Annotated in this window: 11 protein-coding genes; 3 read left to right on the forward strand and 8 right to left on the reverse strand. The window is 41.0% G+C overall.

The annotated features are described in order from the left end of the window. Positions 1-320 precede the first annotated feature (320 nt). Together BN3283_RS00015 and BN3283_RS00020 are read left to right on the forward strand one after the other, a co-directional pair. Entirely contained in the window at positions 321-1367 is a 1047-nt protein-coding gene (locus tag BN3283_RS00015) for an RHS repeat domain-containing protein (protein ID WP_059025164.1), read from the forward strand. Beyond that, positions 1337-2053: a hypothetical protein gene (locus BN3283_RS00020; protein WP_147625502.1), complete on the forward strand. Its 717-nt coding sequence runs from the start codon at positions 1337-1339 to the stop codon at positions 2051-2053. The genes BN3283_RS00015 and BN3283_RS00020 overlap by 31 nt, the downstream gene beginning before the upstream one ends. Before the next feature lie 269 nt (positions 2054-2322). Here BN3283_RS00020 and BN3283_RS00025 read toward each other — a convergent pair whose 3' ends face one another. The 8 genes from BN3283_RS00025 to BN3283_RS00060 form a co-directional block, all read right to left on the reverse strand. Then, positions 2323-4908 carry a zinc-dependent metalloprotease gene (locus tag BN3283_RS00025; RefSeq protein ID WP_286137400.1) on the reverse strand — a complete coding sequence of 862 codons (2586 nt, stop codon included), beginning with the start codon at positions 4906-4908 and terminating at the stop codon, positions 2323-2325. 61 nt (positions 4909-4969) lie between these two features. After that, a complete protein-coding gene (locus BN3283_RS00030) occupies positions 4970-7609 on the reverse strand; it encodes a zinc-dependent metalloprotease (RefSeq protein WP_059025170.1) in 2640 nt (879 codons plus the stop codon). A gap of 92 nt (positions 7610-7701) precedes the next feature. Next, the gene (locus BN3283_RS00035; RefSeq protein ID WP_059025172.1) at positions 7702-9207 is read right to left on the reverse strand and encodes a PKD-like family lipoprotein; all 1506 of its coding nucleotides are present in this window, start codon (positions 9205-9207) and stop codon (positions 7702-7704) included. Positions 9208-9224: 17 nt separating this feature from the next. Continuing rightward, on the reverse strand, positions 9225-9914 hold the full coding sequence (locus tag BN3283_RS00040; protein ID WP_059025174.1) for a DUF4843 domain-containing protein: 690 nt from the start codon (positions 9912-9914) through the stop codon (positions 9225-9227). A gap of 10 nt (positions 9915-9924) precedes the next feature. Further along, positions 9925-11406 (reverse strand): RagB/SusD family nutrient uptake outer membrane protein, encoded by a 1482-nt coding sequence (locus tag BN3283_RS00045; protein WP_059025177.1) that lies wholly within the window; start codon positions 11404-11406, stop codon positions 9925-9927. A gap of 17 nt (positions 11407-11423) precedes the next feature. Next, entirely contained in the window at positions 11424-14858 is a 3435-nt protein-coding gene (locus BN3283_RS00050) for a SusC/RagA family TonB-linked outer membrane protein (RefSeq protein ID WP_059025178.1), read from the reverse strand. An 86-nt stretch (positions 14859-14944) separates the two neighbouring features. Next, entirely contained in the window at positions 14945-16120 is a 1176-nt protein-coding gene (locus BN3283_RS00055) for a FecR family protein (protein WP_059025180.1), read from the reverse strand. 53 nt (positions 16121-16173) lie between these two features. Further along, positions 16174-16701, reverse strand: coding sequence for an RNA polymerase sigma factor (locus tag BN3283_RS00060; RefSeq protein ID WP_059025182.1), 528 nt, complete (start codon positions 16699-16701; stop codon positions 16174-16176). A 320-nt stretch (positions 16702-17021) separates the two neighbouring features. On the opposite strand from BN3283_RS00060, the gene BN3283_RS00065 reads away from it, so the two are divergent. Further along, entirely contained in the window at positions 17022-17531 is a 510-nt protein-coding gene (locus BN3283_RS00065) for a YfbM family protein (protein ID WP_059025184.1), read from the forward strand. Positions 17532-17641 lie beyond the last annotated feature (110 nt).

Here is a 17641-nt window from a genome sequence, read left to right on the forward strand (position 1 = left end):
GTATTTAACTCCATGTTACATGGTTACTCTTGCTAATAAAAATAACGATTCTCAATAAACCGCAAGCGCGACAAGGTTAACGACTATTCAGGGGACAAGTCAAACGTCCCCTGTTTTTATTTCCAAGCCTCTAAAACCCGATAACACGTGAAAAAAACGATCCTGCGATTGGGATTACGAGAATAATATTTTAAATTTGTTATCAATAATAAATTTAAAACCAATATTGGCAGCGAATTAATCCCGGTTATCTTAAATAAGATCACGATACAGGACTCCGCCCATAACGGTTTTGACGGACGTGTTACAAGATACGTTCTTTGACATACAAGAAAAGTAGTGCCGGAGTACAACTCGAGTCGGCCAATTTCGGCAGCGGCGTAATCCGGGCAAGCAACTCCACCAACGGCGGGTTCGAGGTGAACTACTTTTTGAACGATCATCTCGGCAGCGTCAGGGTGATTGTAGATGACAACGGGAACGTGAAGGAACGAAACGACTACTACCCCTTCGGCGCCAGGCACGCCCGGGCAGATTACGCCCAACAAGGAGGAAACCGTTACAAGTACAACGGAAAGGAGGAACAGACCACGGGCAACCTCGATTACCTCGACTACGGCGCCCGCATGTATGATAACAAATTAGGACGCTGGTTCACCGTCGACCCCATGACCGAGAAATATTACTCGTTGAGTTCTTATAATTATTGCGCGAACAACCCCGTTTTGTTTGTTGATCCGGATGGACAAGACATGGATTGGTATAGAGATCCAACAGGAGAAATCAAATACGATCCCACGATACATTCCGCAAAAGAAATGAAAAAGAAAAAGATAGAGGGAACTTATTTGGGAAAAACTTATACAGAAGGAAATAACTATTACAGCTTGTTCGGACACATGATGAATTTACAAAACTGGGAAGGACGTCTCTATCAGAAGATAGACGAGTCTCTAATATCACACGCAAATTATATAAAAAGAATGAGTGAATTTGATGATGATCCAGATATCTTTAAAATGGAACCTTTGGAGCGTTCTGTCAATTTTGATATTGGGATTCCGTTCAAAAGAGATACTTGGGGATTGGCAGAGAATAATATTCATATATTTGAATATGAAGGGAGTACCGGATATTATTTCATGAACGAAGTTCCTAACGGGATGTACGGAAAATTTGACCGTGGAGATGACAAGTATACGCATACTAAGGCTATTAGTAATATGGGATTAAAAAGTGGTTACAATATGTATATTAGAAAAAAATTAGATCCTCAGTCTAGTATTGTCACGTTTGTTTTTCCAACGTTAGAAAGTAAAAATAAATTTTATAAGAAATGGCAAGAAGAATTTTTTTATTCAAAATAACAATTTGTGTCTTGATACTTTTTTGTGGGTCTTGCAAGACCCACAAACATATGGCAAATATGGGGAGATATGATTATCCTTTCTTGGATTGGATAATTGACGGGTATAAAATATATTATCTTAAAAGTCCGGAATCAAAAGAAGATTTATTAAAGTTATTGAAAGATTATAAAAAAGGAAACAAAGACTATTATCTATCTTACTCGATCTCTAAATTCAAAAAGAATGTAAAGCGAATAGAATGGGTATCGGATAGTAATTATAGTATGTTAATGGAAAATGGACATATTATTTCAGACTACATTTACCCGTTTGAACCTTGGATGTATAATATTTACACGATACCAAGTTATTTGAGAGGGGTGCATTGTTTCGATCGAAATGGAAAACCTGTAAAAAAGAAAATTGAAAACAAGATAAAGCAAGGCATAAGGGAAATACGTTCTCGTTATCCCCGTGGAAAATACATCATCTTATCTGGAGAGGAGGATGAGAGGTATCTTATACTAAAATATGACCCGATAAACAAATTACACGCGTACGGGGAAGATTTTGAAGAGTATGTGAAAGGACCTTACTTTGAAGAAATAGAAGCCTATTTTCAAAAGATAACTAAAAAATATAACTTGTCCAGGATTATTTTCTCCACTGTTTTATGTTTTCCAAGAGATAGTATTCCAAAGTAAATGATTTGTATTATTCTTTGATTCTATAAAATTCAGAGAGACGATTCTTCGAGGTTAATGCTAACCTCTTGGAACCGTCTCTCGATTTTTTTAATGGAGAAGTAACCATGAGGAGTGACGGTAACCCACAGGAATAGTGTAACGGTTATCACGACAGAGTGAATCGATTCACGGGTAGAGTAAGCAGTAAACCATTCATGCTAAATGATCTCCCCGAGTCGGGGTTCGACTACGGGGAGATCTTAATTTTAACCGATATAAATTAAACGTTACGAATCGGATAGGGATTGCTTTATTCTGAACAACAGGTATTCATAATGCGTTTTGGTTTCGCCCGAAGCTCGGGTTACTTTGTCCTTTAGCATCGACTCGATATCCAGCAACATTTGATAATAGAGTGAGGAAACCGGATAAGATTTTTGCCGAACTCCCGCTACAGGATAAAATCCGGCACGTTCAAATTTGACTTCCCCGGATGTCAATTTATCCACAAATTTTTTACCGTATTGCATCGCCAAAGGAGCTTGTACGGGTATCGCCAAAGCATCTTTGGACGAGTAGAACGTGGCGGGAGTCGCACTTACGGTCGAGGTGGTTATTACGCTATTCAAGAAAGCCCGCTGTAAATCGATTTCCTCGCGTGTCAAGGAACGATTTTTTAACGTTGCTTCCCATACCCATCGGTAGAGATCGTCCATGTACTCCCGGATGGTATATGTTTCGGAGGATTTCTCCGTACAAAATGCCACGGCAACGGTTCGATTGAATAAGGCAGAGACGATAAGCGATCGAAAAGCCTCTTTTTTACTCTCCATGATCTCCAGTTCGTTCAGGATTTCCGCTTCATCCCACCAGGAAAGATCTTTTGCCAGATCCATCAGGAATTTCACCGACTCTTTTTGTTTTTGTTTAGAGACCATCTCGTAGGGCATACGTCCATCCCCCATTTTGACATCCCGAAGATAGCATCCTCCGATCGTTGCAGCCACCTCACGAACTTTGTTCGTGAACAAGTTGTCCACATATCCTAAAAGCTCTTTGCATTCGCTCGTTTCGGTATTATTTTTCAAATACCATTCGTGGAAATGTACCAGAGCCGATTTTATATTTTTTACCAGGTAACCGAGAGCCTTCACCTGATCGTCGCCTAAATCTCCCGAAACGACTGAAGGATCAAAAGAGGGGTAGGAGATTAGTTTTCTACTGAACCTGCAATAAGGATCTTTCAGCCCCTCGCGTATCCATTTGTCCAACTCGGGAGTTTCATCCTCAAAATTCTTTCCGGATATAGGTTTATACAACCATTTGATCGCGTAAAAATCATATGGTCCCACACCCTTGGGACTCATTCTTACTCCCTTTTTCACATCCTCGGGTTGTGCTATATAGTTGTAAGTGATTCCATCCATGATAGAAGGAGAAAGCCCGTACGTATCGGTAAAAGTGGGCGAACGCAAAGAATCGACAGGATATGCATAAGATGCTCCTAAATTCCTTGTCAATCCCAGACAACTTCCGACAGCCTGTGTCACGTGGGCTTTCAACATCTCTCCTGTCATTTGCAAGGAAAAATTGTCTTGCCGCACGGAAGGGTCGGCCCCCATTGTCTGTGATACCCGATCATTATACATCGAACCGATAACATTGTTATGGATATAGAGAGAAGCATTCAATATCTCTCCACTTCGAGGATCTTCATGCATGGAGGTCTGAACCGCAGTCATCCACAATACCGAAGGAGAATATCGGATGGTTGAATGACGAATGTCATTGGCATCAAAATCGGGATCGTTCCCGGGAAAGTTGACCACCCGAATCACATTTTTAAATCCGATCTTTTCAAAGGCCTGATTCCACTCTTCCGCACCTGCTTTCACGTAAGGCTTCCAGAATTCCGGCATCAGTGAGTCCAGATAAAACACAATCGGTTTCCGAGGTTCCACGAGCTCTCCGGAAGCATATTTTGCCTCATCCGCCGGTTCGAGTCTCCAACGTTTCGCGAAATAAATCGGTTTCACACCCTCGTCGGTTTTGGAAAAATCGACTTTCCTGATCGGCATCACCCCGATTCGGGCATCCGCCAACCGAGGACGCATCGGTTGCTCCGGCAATAGTATCAACATCTTATTTACAGTGACACTCACGGGAGCATTCAGAGCCATCGGGTATTTTCCAAAAACCAAACGATCCACGTCAAATCCCATCTCACAGGTTACGCGAATTTCCTGATCCCTCACCTGAATGTCTTTTAGAAAAGATCGATCCGCTTGATATTTATGAATGCGAGCCACAAAACCGAATAAAGAATTTCCACCGAAAGCCGTAAACGGATTGGTATAGGCTGAACTTTCCAAAAACAACGGGGTGACATCCACTAAAACGGCATTTTTATCCGGTGTCCGTGCTTCGATTTTGAAGCTTTTGTAAACGCCCCCGATGGTAGACTCCTTCAATGCCTGACTCAATCCTTCGTTATCCTCCGGATCATACACAGAACTGGAAATCAAACGTGCCTGTAACAAAGAATCCAATTTGGTGAAACGGAGATGTACGCCTTTTCCGGCAAATTGTCCCACAACACCCTCTCCGTTGTCACTAATCTCCTCTATGGAAGAAGTCAACAAAATATCTTTGTTTAACAACTGATTCGGAAATTCCATGTATACTTTACCGTCTATCTGATGAAGTTTCACGAATCCTTCCCGGGTAATGCATTTCTTCCCTTTAAAAAATTTCTGATAGGGAGTTTCGACCTTTTTGGGGGTCTCTTCTTTTTTCTTTCGTTTGGCAGAAACCTCTAGACTAAGGCCTAAAACAAAGAAAGAAATAATACTGATATAGATTATTTTTCTCATATTCAACTTTCTATTTACCATTTCGGATACAATATATTTTACCGTAAGCATGATCCGAAAATCATTTTAAAGCCTTTTCGATCTTGTACATTAACAAACGATAGTGTTTGCGGGTATCCTCCGATCCGGTATTCACCTTCGTTTTCAACAAATTGTGCGTACGCTTCAAGATATTGTAGTAAACATGCTCCATCGGCTTTCCTTTTCGTTGAACTGAAACATAGAGGCTGAATCCGGCTTTTTCCTGATCGATCCTTTCATCCGGACAAGGTTCCACCGGAACGAGTGCTTCATTCGTAAATCTTCCCAACACGGACTCCGGCAATTCGCCGTAGATCTCACGACTCCGTTCCTTTATCTCTTCCGGGACCGCCACCATCTGATTTTCTCCCGCCAAGGCCAAAACACCCAGAGAAGAACCTTTTTCTCCTCTATTGACACCGGAATTAATCATTAGCATCGACAAAAATCGAAGTTGGTATTTTTTCTCTGTCTCGCTCAATGTTTTGCCCTTTATCGTGGGTTCCCAGATAAAACGATAAAAATCATCCATAAACTCCGCCTCCCCGTAAGGATCCGTCTTTGCTTTCGATGCACAAAGATTTAACGCGAACGGACTTCCCATTAACGATTTGAATAGCTCGTCCTCGACAAGATTAGAGATATCTCCGCGCAAAGGTAACCCCTCGTCAAACTGCATTCCATTCAGCCAGGTCAAATCTCTCATTTGTTCGAATATAAAAGCAACAGCCTGTTTTTGTCTCTCTTTCGGTACCGTAACATAACTCGGACGAGCATCTCCGGCATACCGTTCATTCAAATAGATTCCACCGATATTGGCAAACACGTGATTGATATACCGGAAATATTGGTACACGATTTCGTTGTACATCGTGGAACGGAACGTGTAGTCATAATCTTTCTCCCCGACCCACTCATTCAGGTGATTCAACAGGTATTTTAGATTCTTGACCCCGTACGTTGCCGATTTTATAGGATCGTCTCCCAAATCTTCTTCCATCGAACTCGGATCGATATGAACCTGCAATTGTTGTTTCCCGTACCAATATACAGGATCTCCCGATTTTTCAGCAATCCAACTACTCAACGTAGCAACTTCCTCCTCGGGAGTCTGAGCATCGAACAAAGGAGCATACAACCACTTTATAGAAAAATAGTCGCTCTCGCCCAATTCAGGAGGAGTCAAACGAACACCTCGCTCTTTGTCTCCCGGCTGTGCCACGTAATTGTTCCGGGCATAGTCCATAATAGAATACGTTGTACCGTATTTTCGCGTAAATGACGGAGAGCGTAACGAATCCGTGGGAATAGAAGAAGAACCCGCCATATTATGCATCAAAGACAAACAATGACCGACCTCGTGACTAACGACATAGCGGATACACTCACCCAGCAATTTCTCGTCCATTGTCATCGATCGTACATCGGCATCGGCAGGTGCCGTTTGCAGGAAACGCCAGTCTTGTACCAACTTGATCAAGTTGTGATACAGGTAGACAGAAGCATTTAAGATTTCCCCGGTTCTGGGATCCGTCCAGGAGGGGCCCATGGCATTTGCCACTTGAGAGGGAGAATAACGCACGCAAGAATACTTCAAATTATCCGGATCAAATTCAGGATCATTGGCTGGAAAATCTTTGGTCACTACCGCATTTTTAAACCCGATCTTTTCAAAAGCCAGATTCCACTTTTCTATCCCTTCTTTTATGTAGGGTTTCCAACTTTCCGGGAAAGTATTATCGATGTAAAACACGATCGGTTTGCGAGGTTCTACCAGTTCTCCCCGCCGATATTTTGCCTCGTCTTTCGGTTCCAACCTCCAACGATTCGTGAAATAAACCCGTTGTACACCATTTCCTTCATTACTAAAGGTGGATTTTTCCATCACGAAAATATTTATCCTGGGATCTGCTATCCTGGGACGCATAGGCTCTTCGGGTAATAAAACAAAACTACGGGTCATCACCGCGGTGAACGGCTTCTTATACGTGTAATAATACCGTTGATCCCTCACGCTTACAATATATGTTAAAGAAGATCTCACGCTTACATTATCCGAGAAAGCTTTGACTCCGGCAATCTGAGAATCCGCGGCCTTGTACTCCTTTTCGATCCAAGCCCGACCGTATCCGGTTGCCGGAGCATAAGGATTAAAAGGACCGATATCATCATTATCCGACAGCAGGAAGTCTGTCATGTCGATCACCACGTTGGCACTGTCCGGACTAAAGGCCAGAATCTTAAAATTCCGCAAAATAGCAGGTACCGTACTCTCTTTTATTCTCTGCTCGATATTGGCATCCTTAGAGATAAAATTAGAGGTAACTGTTCTCAAGTTGATCAAAGAGTCTGCACGAGTAAATACGACATGCAAAGGCTCACGGGGTTTTTCTCCCACGATAGCAAAACGGTTATCCGTTATTTCACTGACCGTTGAACCCAACAACATCTCTTTATCCAACATCGTTACCGGCAATTCAAAATAGACCTTACCATCCATTTTATGAAGCGTGATCATTCCGGGAACAGTTTCACAAGCCTTATCCTTGAATAACTTTTGGTATTTCGTCTCCTTTTGTTCCTGCTTCGAGGAGGTAGCGGTTTTCTTTCTCTTTCGAGCATCAACCGTTAGGGTAAGGCCAAGCATTACCAGTAAAAGAAATAAAATTTTTAATTTCATACAACAGTGATTTTTTTAATTTATAGACAATAAACGTGGAATGGGACAGGACTTTCGCCCCGTTCCACGCTATAGATTTCAAGATTTGGTTCTTAATATTGCTTGTAGAAGTGATCCACGATTTTTCCCGGAACTCTCGTTTGATAAATCGGTTCCGGCAATTCCGGAGCCACGAAAGCTTTTTCCGAAACATCCAGGAGATAAAAATCTCCACTATCTAATCCCACTGCCAGCACGTTATCTTTTTGCGAGTAGTCCGACTCAATGGAGGTGATATTCCCGGCAAAACCGGTACTCAAACGATAAGGATATAGCATCGATGTATTCAGATCGTAATAATACAATTCTTTTCCTTTCCCGATAAACAAATAGGGTCTCGTTCTGAGACGATGCCAAACCGATGTTTCGGACAAGAGTGCAGAAGCTTTAAACTCTTTTTTCGTCAACTCCTTACACTCTCCCAGTAAAGGTCCCGCGAAAGAGTAGACGAACACCTTTCCATCCTTATCTTTTATCAAAGAAAAGACTGACGCAACACCATTATAACCGGTATTATACAATTGAGAATAGAGATTTTCATAAGCATATAGATTGGCGGGGGAAGGAACTCCCGTCGGGAGAGTCTCCGGGGCTGTAACCACGGAGGTACCTCCCGCACTGGATAGAGATCCTCCTTTTACGATCATAAAAGCTCCTTGTGTCTTATCATACAGTATCATATCGTACATTTCTCCTTTAGGATGGTCATTCAATAAATATTGAGCGTTCACCTTCTGTTTTTTATACTCCATGGGAATTGCGACAAAAGAACTATAGTTCAATTTATTACGATCATATATTCTAGTATACACATTTCCATCCTGTCCAATCACAACGCCACAACAATCTCCGAAAGCGAAGCCTTCCGCTTTAAACCCGACATCCGGTAACATCTCTCCTACAAATTCGGATTTTAAAGTTTTAGTCAATTTCAAATCTTTCGGATCCAAAGAAACAGATCCTTCGGGACCATCTTGTAGAATCCTAAGCTCATAGGGTTCCCCCCATTTTATTCCTTTTTTGTTCAGTAAGATTCGGTGAGGCCGGGTTCCCAAATCCCCTCCCCATAAAGTTGAATATAACCGCTGATCCGTTATGTACTCGTCATTCCGCACACGTACCATATTTACCCGGGACTTTCCATTCTCATCCGACAAAATAAACCATCCCGTTCCGTAAGGACTTTGGTAACTGACACCGATATTCGAGGACCACATCATTCCGGTTGTAGTATCCGTCACGATCAAGATTCCTTCTACGCTACCGGTCTCTCCCTCGAACACGTAGCTCATGTTCTTTTCGGAGCAAACGCATCCGTATTTTCCAAAATAATAATTGAATTTAAGTACATTCGTATCTGCATTCGGGTTATCCAGCCTCAGTTTCGGAGTAAAAATAGCCGGTTCTCCATAATAGGGTTTTGCCGTCCATGATTTAAAGAGCACCGTAACCTTATTTTTCTCCATATCCTTGTAATCGTAATTTCCTTTATCCTCATAGCAAGCAGAGAATAAAAACAAGGTAAATAGCGTTACATATATTAATTTATTCCATTTCATAATCTTACTTTTTAATATTAACCTTTAACCGGAACTGTCATCAGGGAACCGTCTTTTTCTGTTACAGGTCCCTCCGGAGAATCAGCTCTCTTTTCCAAGTGATATTTCAATTTCAGGGCCCACGTACGAATCATTCCCTCGTCCACCTTACCCGTCAGATCCGGTTGTGCAGCAATCATTAACTCCCGAATTTTTTCATCGGAATAGGCCCCCAGGTAATAGCGTTCCGTGTTACGAGACCACCAATCGGGTTTAGCTACGTTATCATTGATTTTTATATACATCCGACGATAATTGCGGTCTCCTAATTGAAAGGCATCATTCTCCTTTAACTCAATGCACAACATATCCGTTCTCGTCTGTAATTCGGGATAGTTTTTCAGATGAATCTTAAACGTATCCAAATGACTCATGGCACTCATTTCGGGTTGCGGTAAGTCATAGTATTGAGCCGCCATCGTGGTTTTTTTCTCGTTCACGACCAATGATATTGGTTGTTTTTCCCGATAAGGATCTCCCGTGAAACGAACGGACACGGGTAAATCGTACTCCTGCAAGTTTCCCAACAGAAAGAACGAGACCACCAAGGTATCCGATTCCTTTTCCACGAACGAAATATACCCTTCGGACTGATACACCTCTACCTCATCCGTACTACACCCGATAAAGGCAAACAAAACGATTAAACTATATAAATATCTTTTCATAATCTATCAATTAAAATACATTCTGACTATTCGGAATATCAAATACGAACACCTTAGCACTGGGTGCGATTTCAGATCCAACCGTTAGAATCGGACGATTCAAACGTTTATACATAAAAAATAATTGTCCTTCCCCGATAAACTCCCGCCGGGCATCATTTAACAGAACATCGTAAAAATCTTTTTCCGAAGTAAAAGAAGTTATCTTCCGTTTACATCCCCGCGCATCTCTCAATTCTTTCAATATTTTCACGGCTTCGGGTTCCCTTCCCTGATGATAGAGACACTCTGCCAGGATATAATAAATTTCGCTCATCCGCAAATTCGGTAAGGCCCTCCCCTCATCCCGATTTATATTTGCATCACCGGAAATACGCTGGTACTTGATAGACCAATAGACCTCTTCCCCGTACACTTCTTTATGATCCAACAGATAATTCAAGCGATAATCGTCTTTATCGTTCGCAAAAATTTCGTTTACACCCTGAATTTGCATCGCCTGATCCACCCACCACACGTTATAGTCGACATAATTATTCAATAAATCGAAATTATAGAAAGAGAAGAGGCCATCCGACAAATGCTTTTTTTGCCGATATTTCAGATCGTCCGTAAAATCAGAGGATGCGTTCCATTTAAACCATTTTTTCTTTACGACAAAAGTATTATAAAATTCAGAGGCATATTTATAAGCATTATCTCGATCTCCCTTATACATATATACCCGAGCCAACATCCCAAGCACAGCACAATAATTAAGGCGATATCCCCTGTTGTTCATAAATTTTCCACCCTTTACGCTGTATAATCCCTTTATACGCACATCGACATTACTCATTCCTGTCGCATTATACGAGGTATCGTTAAATGCCAATAGATCCTTGGCTTGTAGTAAATCTTTGATCACTTCATCCAACGCTTCCGTAGCGGTCAATTTCTTTTTGATCTCGGAAGGCCATTCCGTCTGATAAGGGATCAGATGCTTCGGAGCATCCTTTTCCGTTACCGGAGCCGGAGCAAACAAACGAACAACGTCAAAATGGAAAAAAGCTCGTAACGCTAAAGCTTCACCTGCAATTACATTTTTAGAAACCGTATCTAAAGTAAAAATAGAAGGTGAGGCTTTAGCCACCTCGTTTAACAACAGATTACAATTGGCTATCAGGTTATACAATTTTTCCCATATAGCAGCCACAACAGGCTCCGTCGTCTTGTTATCATAGGTAAATTCAGCAAAATCCCCCTCTTCCTCCAACAAAGACTCCGGATCATAAATCTGAGAAACAGCACTTAGCATACCCCAACTCATATTTTTACCATACAACACTCCCAAGGAAGCTCCTTGATAAATGCCGTTCAACGCATTTTGAAATCCGGTTTCATCCGAAAACAATTTATCCTTATCGATCTGACTTTTAGGTTCTATATCCAACCAATCATTACAGGAAACGGTTAGAAATACCAATAACAATAAAATAACATCTTTTTTCATAATCGTTCTTTTTAGATTTAGAAGCTTATATTTAAGGAGAGATCATACACTCTTGCATAAGGATAAGAGGTCCCCCGCTCCTGTTTTACCGTTGAGAAATGGGCCAATCCCGTTGTATTAAATTGCAATTTCAACACGTTCAATCCCAATTTTCTTACCCAATCGTTATCAAACGTCCAAGCTATACTCAAAGAGTTAAAATCAAGCGTATTGTATTTTTGTACAAAACGGGAGGTCGGACGGGCAATAGCCGAACGATCCTTAATATCTTTCAGAGGTGTTTTATCTCCTATATGCATCCATCGATCGGAAAATACCCGTTTATCCGCATTGTATTTCCACAAATCCACACTTTCGATATGCGTCGGATAAGTATTATTATACCGTTCACCTCCGAACTCGTACATAAAGGAAGCATAGACGGAAAGCGATTTCCAAACGAAGTTAAAACCGAAAGATCCTTTGGCTGCCGGTTCCGTATCGCCGATAATCTGCTGCTCATTGGCTTCCCAATCATAGGTGATGGTTCCGTCCCGTCTCACGTAAACCTCTTGTCCGCTGGCCGGATCGATCCCTAAGGATTTCATCCCGAATATGGAGGTCAATGTGCCCCCCTCCTCGTATTTCAAAAAAGGCTTGGCGTATTTTTCATCAGCAGATTCAAATTCACTCCTGTTATACTCCTCGTAGTAATCGTTTACTTTATTGTTATAATTACTCAACGAATTGGATACTTTTAAAATCTCGTTTTTGTTGTGAGAAAGATTGGCAAAAACAGATACAAACCAGTCCTTTTTATTCAATATATCCGAACGCAATTGAAACTCGTACCCCCGGTTTTCAACTTCTCCCAAATTGTCATAATATTGGGTAAATCCGAAAGAGGAAGGGATATCGATCTGCGTGATCATATCTTTTGTCTTTTCGTAATAGTACGTCCCCTTTAGATAAAACAAACCCTCTTTCAAGGTAAACTCCACTCCAACGTTCGTGCTATTCTTCACCTCCCAACCGAGAGAAGTATTTCCCAAGGCCATCAACTGAACTCCCATACCGGTAATGTACCAGTTTTTATCATAGATCTCGTAGATATCCTTGGCCGCATACGGTTGGAAATTAACCTTACCCGTCTGTCCGTAGGTTAAAGTCAACTTCAGCTGAGAAATCCACGGATTATCGGTCAAAAATGGATATCGATGCATATTCAAGCCGGTTCCCAAGGACCAAAAAGGAGCCCATTTCCTGTCGGCACCGAATTCAGACGAACCATCCAAACGACAAGAAGCATCAAACAAATAGATATCTTTATACGAGTAATTCATGGTTAAGAATGCTCCGAAAAGACGGGTATGGTTATCCGTTTCATTGGTCTTACCCACCTGCTCCTGAGCGTACATAATCGAACTCAGATTCCCGGAAGGAAATCCGCGGTAAAAAGCCGAAGTACCGGAAATAACAGACTCCGTCGTATTCAATCCTAAAGTTCCTGTCAAATAATGGTGTTCGAATATCTGATTATACATCAACAACCAATTGGTCGTCCAACGAAATTGATTCCCGTCTGAAACTGCCAAAGAACCCTTTTTCTCCCCGTTATACTCTTTTGCGTCATTAAAAGTCCCCGATTTCGGATCCAAAAAGTTTTTAGAACCGTCGATCCGTTTGGTCAAGGCGATTTGTCCTTTAAAACGAAATGCTTCCGTTATGTACCAATCCAAACTAAAATTATTGGTAAATTCTTCGTAATAGTTTTTGCTGAAATTTTTAGTTTCTGCTCCCTCGTACATCGGATTCACAAGTGATGTACCATTCCCGTAAAGAGGCAACTCCGGTGTATAATGTCCGGTTTCATCCTTCATTTCGTTATAGGGCAACTGTTTCACGAAATCGCCGAAACTCCCGAAGGGTGAATTTCGGGCACTTACCCGGTCATAGGTAACATGATTCCGTATCTGTAAATCTTTCAATCGATAATCGATGTAAAATCCGGCACCGACCCGATTCCGGTAAGATTTTTTCATCACACCGTTCTCATTGTCATAGCGTAACTCGAATCCATACCGCACGGCATCGTTACCCCCGTCCACGTATACGCTATGTTTATGATTGAATCCCGTACGCAAAGGTTGACTTAACCAGTAAGTATCTACCCCTTTATTGATAGCATTCAATTTTTTCATGTAATTTGTATACACCTGCCTGATATTACTTCCATCCTCTTTCAATTTATAATACCCGGCAGCGACCTCTGCGGCTAATTTCTCCCTGGCATCGAAATAATCGTAACTGGACAAATCCGGAGCAGTCAAACTACCCACGAAATTGTAATTCACGTTCAATCTTCCGGCTTTTGGAGCTTTTGTCTCCACCACGATCACCCCGTTAGAAGCCCGGGAACCGTATATGGCTGTTGCGGCAGCATCTTTCAAGATCGTGATACTATGGATACGGGTCGGATCCATATCGTATATTTTCTCGGCACTCACGTCAAAACCATCCAAAATAAAGATCGGTAAATTCGGATTATTTTTCAACTTCGCTTCGGAAACATCAGCCACGTCCAACTCTCTCACCCCCACTCCCGACTGTCCTCTGACGTAAAATTCGGGAATCGCATTCGGATTAGATCCCATCAGATTATTTTCCATAATGCGAAACGAGGGATCGAACACCTGTAAGGCCGAAATTATATTTCGATTGGCCACTTTCATTAACTCTTTTCCCTCTATTCGAACCGAAGTTCCGGTGTAAGACTCTTTACGTACATTGGCATACCCCGTAACGACCACATCGTCCAAACTCTCGGCCTGTTCTACCAGAACAATATCCAACTCTTTTTTCCCATCGAGAATTTCCTTATCCTTAATATCTTTCAACTTGATGACTTTCGTTTCCATCCCGATAAAGCTAACTTCCAAAACAATATCCTTTATATCCGGAAGCACCAATTGAAAACGTCCTGCCGTATCCGTAGCACAACCCAAGGTTGTCCCTTTTATGATAACGGTTACGCCCGGCAACGGGATCTTCTCCAAATCGACCACCCGTCCTTTAATAGTTTTCTTATCTACTTTTTGAGTTTGCGGGACAACTTTTGTATTCCGAATAACAATTGTCTGATCAACAATTCTATACTGCAACTTCGTTCCTTTCAAACACTTCTCCAGTATAGCCTGAACAGTTGCATTTTTAAAATCCAAGTCAAGGTTTGTTACCTTCGACACCTCCTCGTAACTATACAAACAGGTATAATCACTTTGAGATTCTATCGACTTTAGTACCTCGATCAACGAAACGTTACTCATCTTTAAATTAAACAACACCTCCTGCGATTTCACTTCCGCCCTCAATTGGAGAATAGAAATAAACATAAATAAAATGGTGAATTTCATTGTGACATAGCATTTCCGAAGGCCATAATCACGACCTTGATAATTGAACTTTTTTTTCATACATTTGTGAATTAGATGAATAATTATTTCCGGATACCCTCCGGGAAGGTTTTAGGTCGGAAGATACGGGCGTATCTTCCGACTTTTTATTTCCGATCTTTTATCATAACACGATTACCGTCAACTTCTATATCTATTTTATTGATTAACGTCAACATATCCAGTATGGGAGCCAACTCCCCGTATCTTTTCAGATTTCCGGTAAACAAAACATCCTTTAAAGATTGATTCTCATAAGACACGCATATGTCATACCAACGGGAAAGTGTATTCATGATATCTTCCAGACGCTGTTTTTCAAAAACGAACCTCCCCTCTGTCCAGGAACAATACAGACGGGTATCCACGGGCATAACGGCCGTCTGACCGTTCCGTTTATCCAATTTCAATTGTTCCCCAGGCAATAAAGTATATTGTTCCCCGGCTCTCTCGAAAGCAACTTTTCCATTTACCAACGTGGTTTCAAGGAAATTTTCATCACCGTAATCCCTCACGTTAAAAGAAGTTCCCAACACACGTATTTCCCCTTGCTCCGAATGAATAACAAAGGGAGCCGTCGTATCCCGTGCAACCTGAAATAAAACCTCCCCCTTCATAAAAACCTCCCGGATTCCGCTCCGGAAAGAAGCCGGATAACGGATCTCTGATTCCGAATTCATCTGCAAAACACTTCCGTCGCTTAACGTCAGCGTATACTCTCCTCCCCGGGGAATGGATATCGTATGATATTGCTCTTCCACAACGGAAGTATCGGATGTAGCATACCGGATAGCTCCTGACATGATCCGCATATGAGCTCCCTCCTTATCTAATTTTCGATCGGTCTCAATTTCGGAAAGATCCACCTGACTCCCGTCTGCTAACGTCAGTATAGCCTTATATGTTCCGGGAATAATTCGGGCAACCTTTTCAGGCTTGGACAAAACAATATTTTCTTTTCCGAGATACAACATTCCCCCAAGCAGTATGAAAAAAGCAATCACGCCGGCATAACGATAAAAACGAACTTTTCTTTTCCGTTCCGCTCGTTTCACTTTTAACATCAACTCCTGATAAGAGGCCGAAATATCGTGTTCAGCAATAAAACGAAATTTATCGACAATAAACTCTTCCGATGTATACCGTTCATGCAAACGAGCGTTTTCCGGCGAAGCAAGAATCCAGTCTTCCAATTTCATTCTTCCCGCTTCATCGATCGTTCCGGTTATTCGGGCTGTAATCAAATCCGCAATTTCGTCTATTTCATTATAATTCTCTATCATTCTTGACCGATTTTTATTGTAAAACACTCCATCCGTCAAAAAGTGACAAAGAATCAAATTAAATTTACAAGAAAAATTAAAAACGTATGATCAAGACCCGCTTTCAAAAGGTCTTTTCCCCTCTTTCGCTGCGTTTTAACCGCATCCACAGATATGCCGAGTTTTTCCGCAATGTCTTTATCTTTTAATCCTTCCAAGGTCAAATTGATAACAACTCTGTATTTCTCAGGTAAATAATCCACCGCCTGTCTTAACCGAATAAAAATCTCCTCTTCCAACACGGCATTATAAAAATATTCCTCTGATTCAATCTCGTAATGACTCAGGCATCTCTCTTTTACCTTCTTTCCCCGGATATGATTCAGACATTTATTTCTCACGACAGTATAAAGGTAATACTGAAGTTCATTTCCATCAATAAACAAATGAGGTGAATGCCAGAGTTTATAAAAAGTGTCCTGAACGATATCTTCCGCCTCGTTATAGTCTACATATTTACAAGCAATAGCTAATAAACTATGAAATAATTTTTCATACAAATCTTTGAACTTTACACTATTGGCTCTTTTACTTAACACCATACACCTATAAAAAGCTCATCCGAAACCTATATTAATTAAACGATCGTTTAATAACATTCTTATTTATTTAATTTTCTTAGTTGCATAATTATTTAACATATTGATTATTAATGATTGATTTTTTTGTATCGTATATAAAATTATTTATTTTTGCATATTATTAAACGATCGTTTATAGATTCTTATGGGTAATAATCAGCTCACAGATCGTATTAAAGAAGAGGTGTATGCCGTTAAAAATAAAATAAACACGATTTTTGGGTTCCTATTTGATAAAAAATTCTTATTTTTATAGTCTTACTAACTAAAAAACAGTGCAAATGGGAATGATCGCGTCTTACAAGATGGTCGATCCGGATGTTATTGACCGTCTGCTTCAGTTGGATCACGAAGAGCTATCTGAAGAGCTATCCGAAATCAATGAAGATCCTCGATACGAAACAATCGATATAGATAAAAGTTGGGACGGACTTCATTTTTTATTAACCGGCAAATCTGCCGTAGTCTCGATGAAAAACAATCTTCTGAGCGAATCCATCGTGGGGTCGCATCTATTTAGCGAGGACGAAGACAATGATTTTGTCGCTTATACCCGATTCGAGGAGTTGGAACCTCTCATCTCAACCTTTAAAAACATAAACAAAAGAACCCTTTACAAAAAGTTTTCCCCGGATCTTTTCTCTAAAAGCAAGATCTACCCGGATATATGGAATACCAAAAACAAAGCCGAATTGTTCGAATTTTTATATGAAACCGGTTATAAAAAACTATTGAGATTTTACCGGAGCGCTCTCAAACATAAAAAGTGCGTTATCGTGACGATTCAATAACAGATTATTTGAATACTTCTTCCATGCTTTGGAAAAAATACAATTTTCTCATCCCGGATTCTATATCATTGCAGATGCCGTTAAATGGAAGAAATTGTAAAAATAAAGCG

It is taken from the genome of Gabonibacter massiliensis (assembly GCA_001487125.1).
In the GTDB taxonomy this organism is placed as follows: Bacteria; Bacteroidota; Bacteroidia; order Bacteroidales; family Marinifilaceae; genus Gabonibacter; species Gabonibacter massiliensis.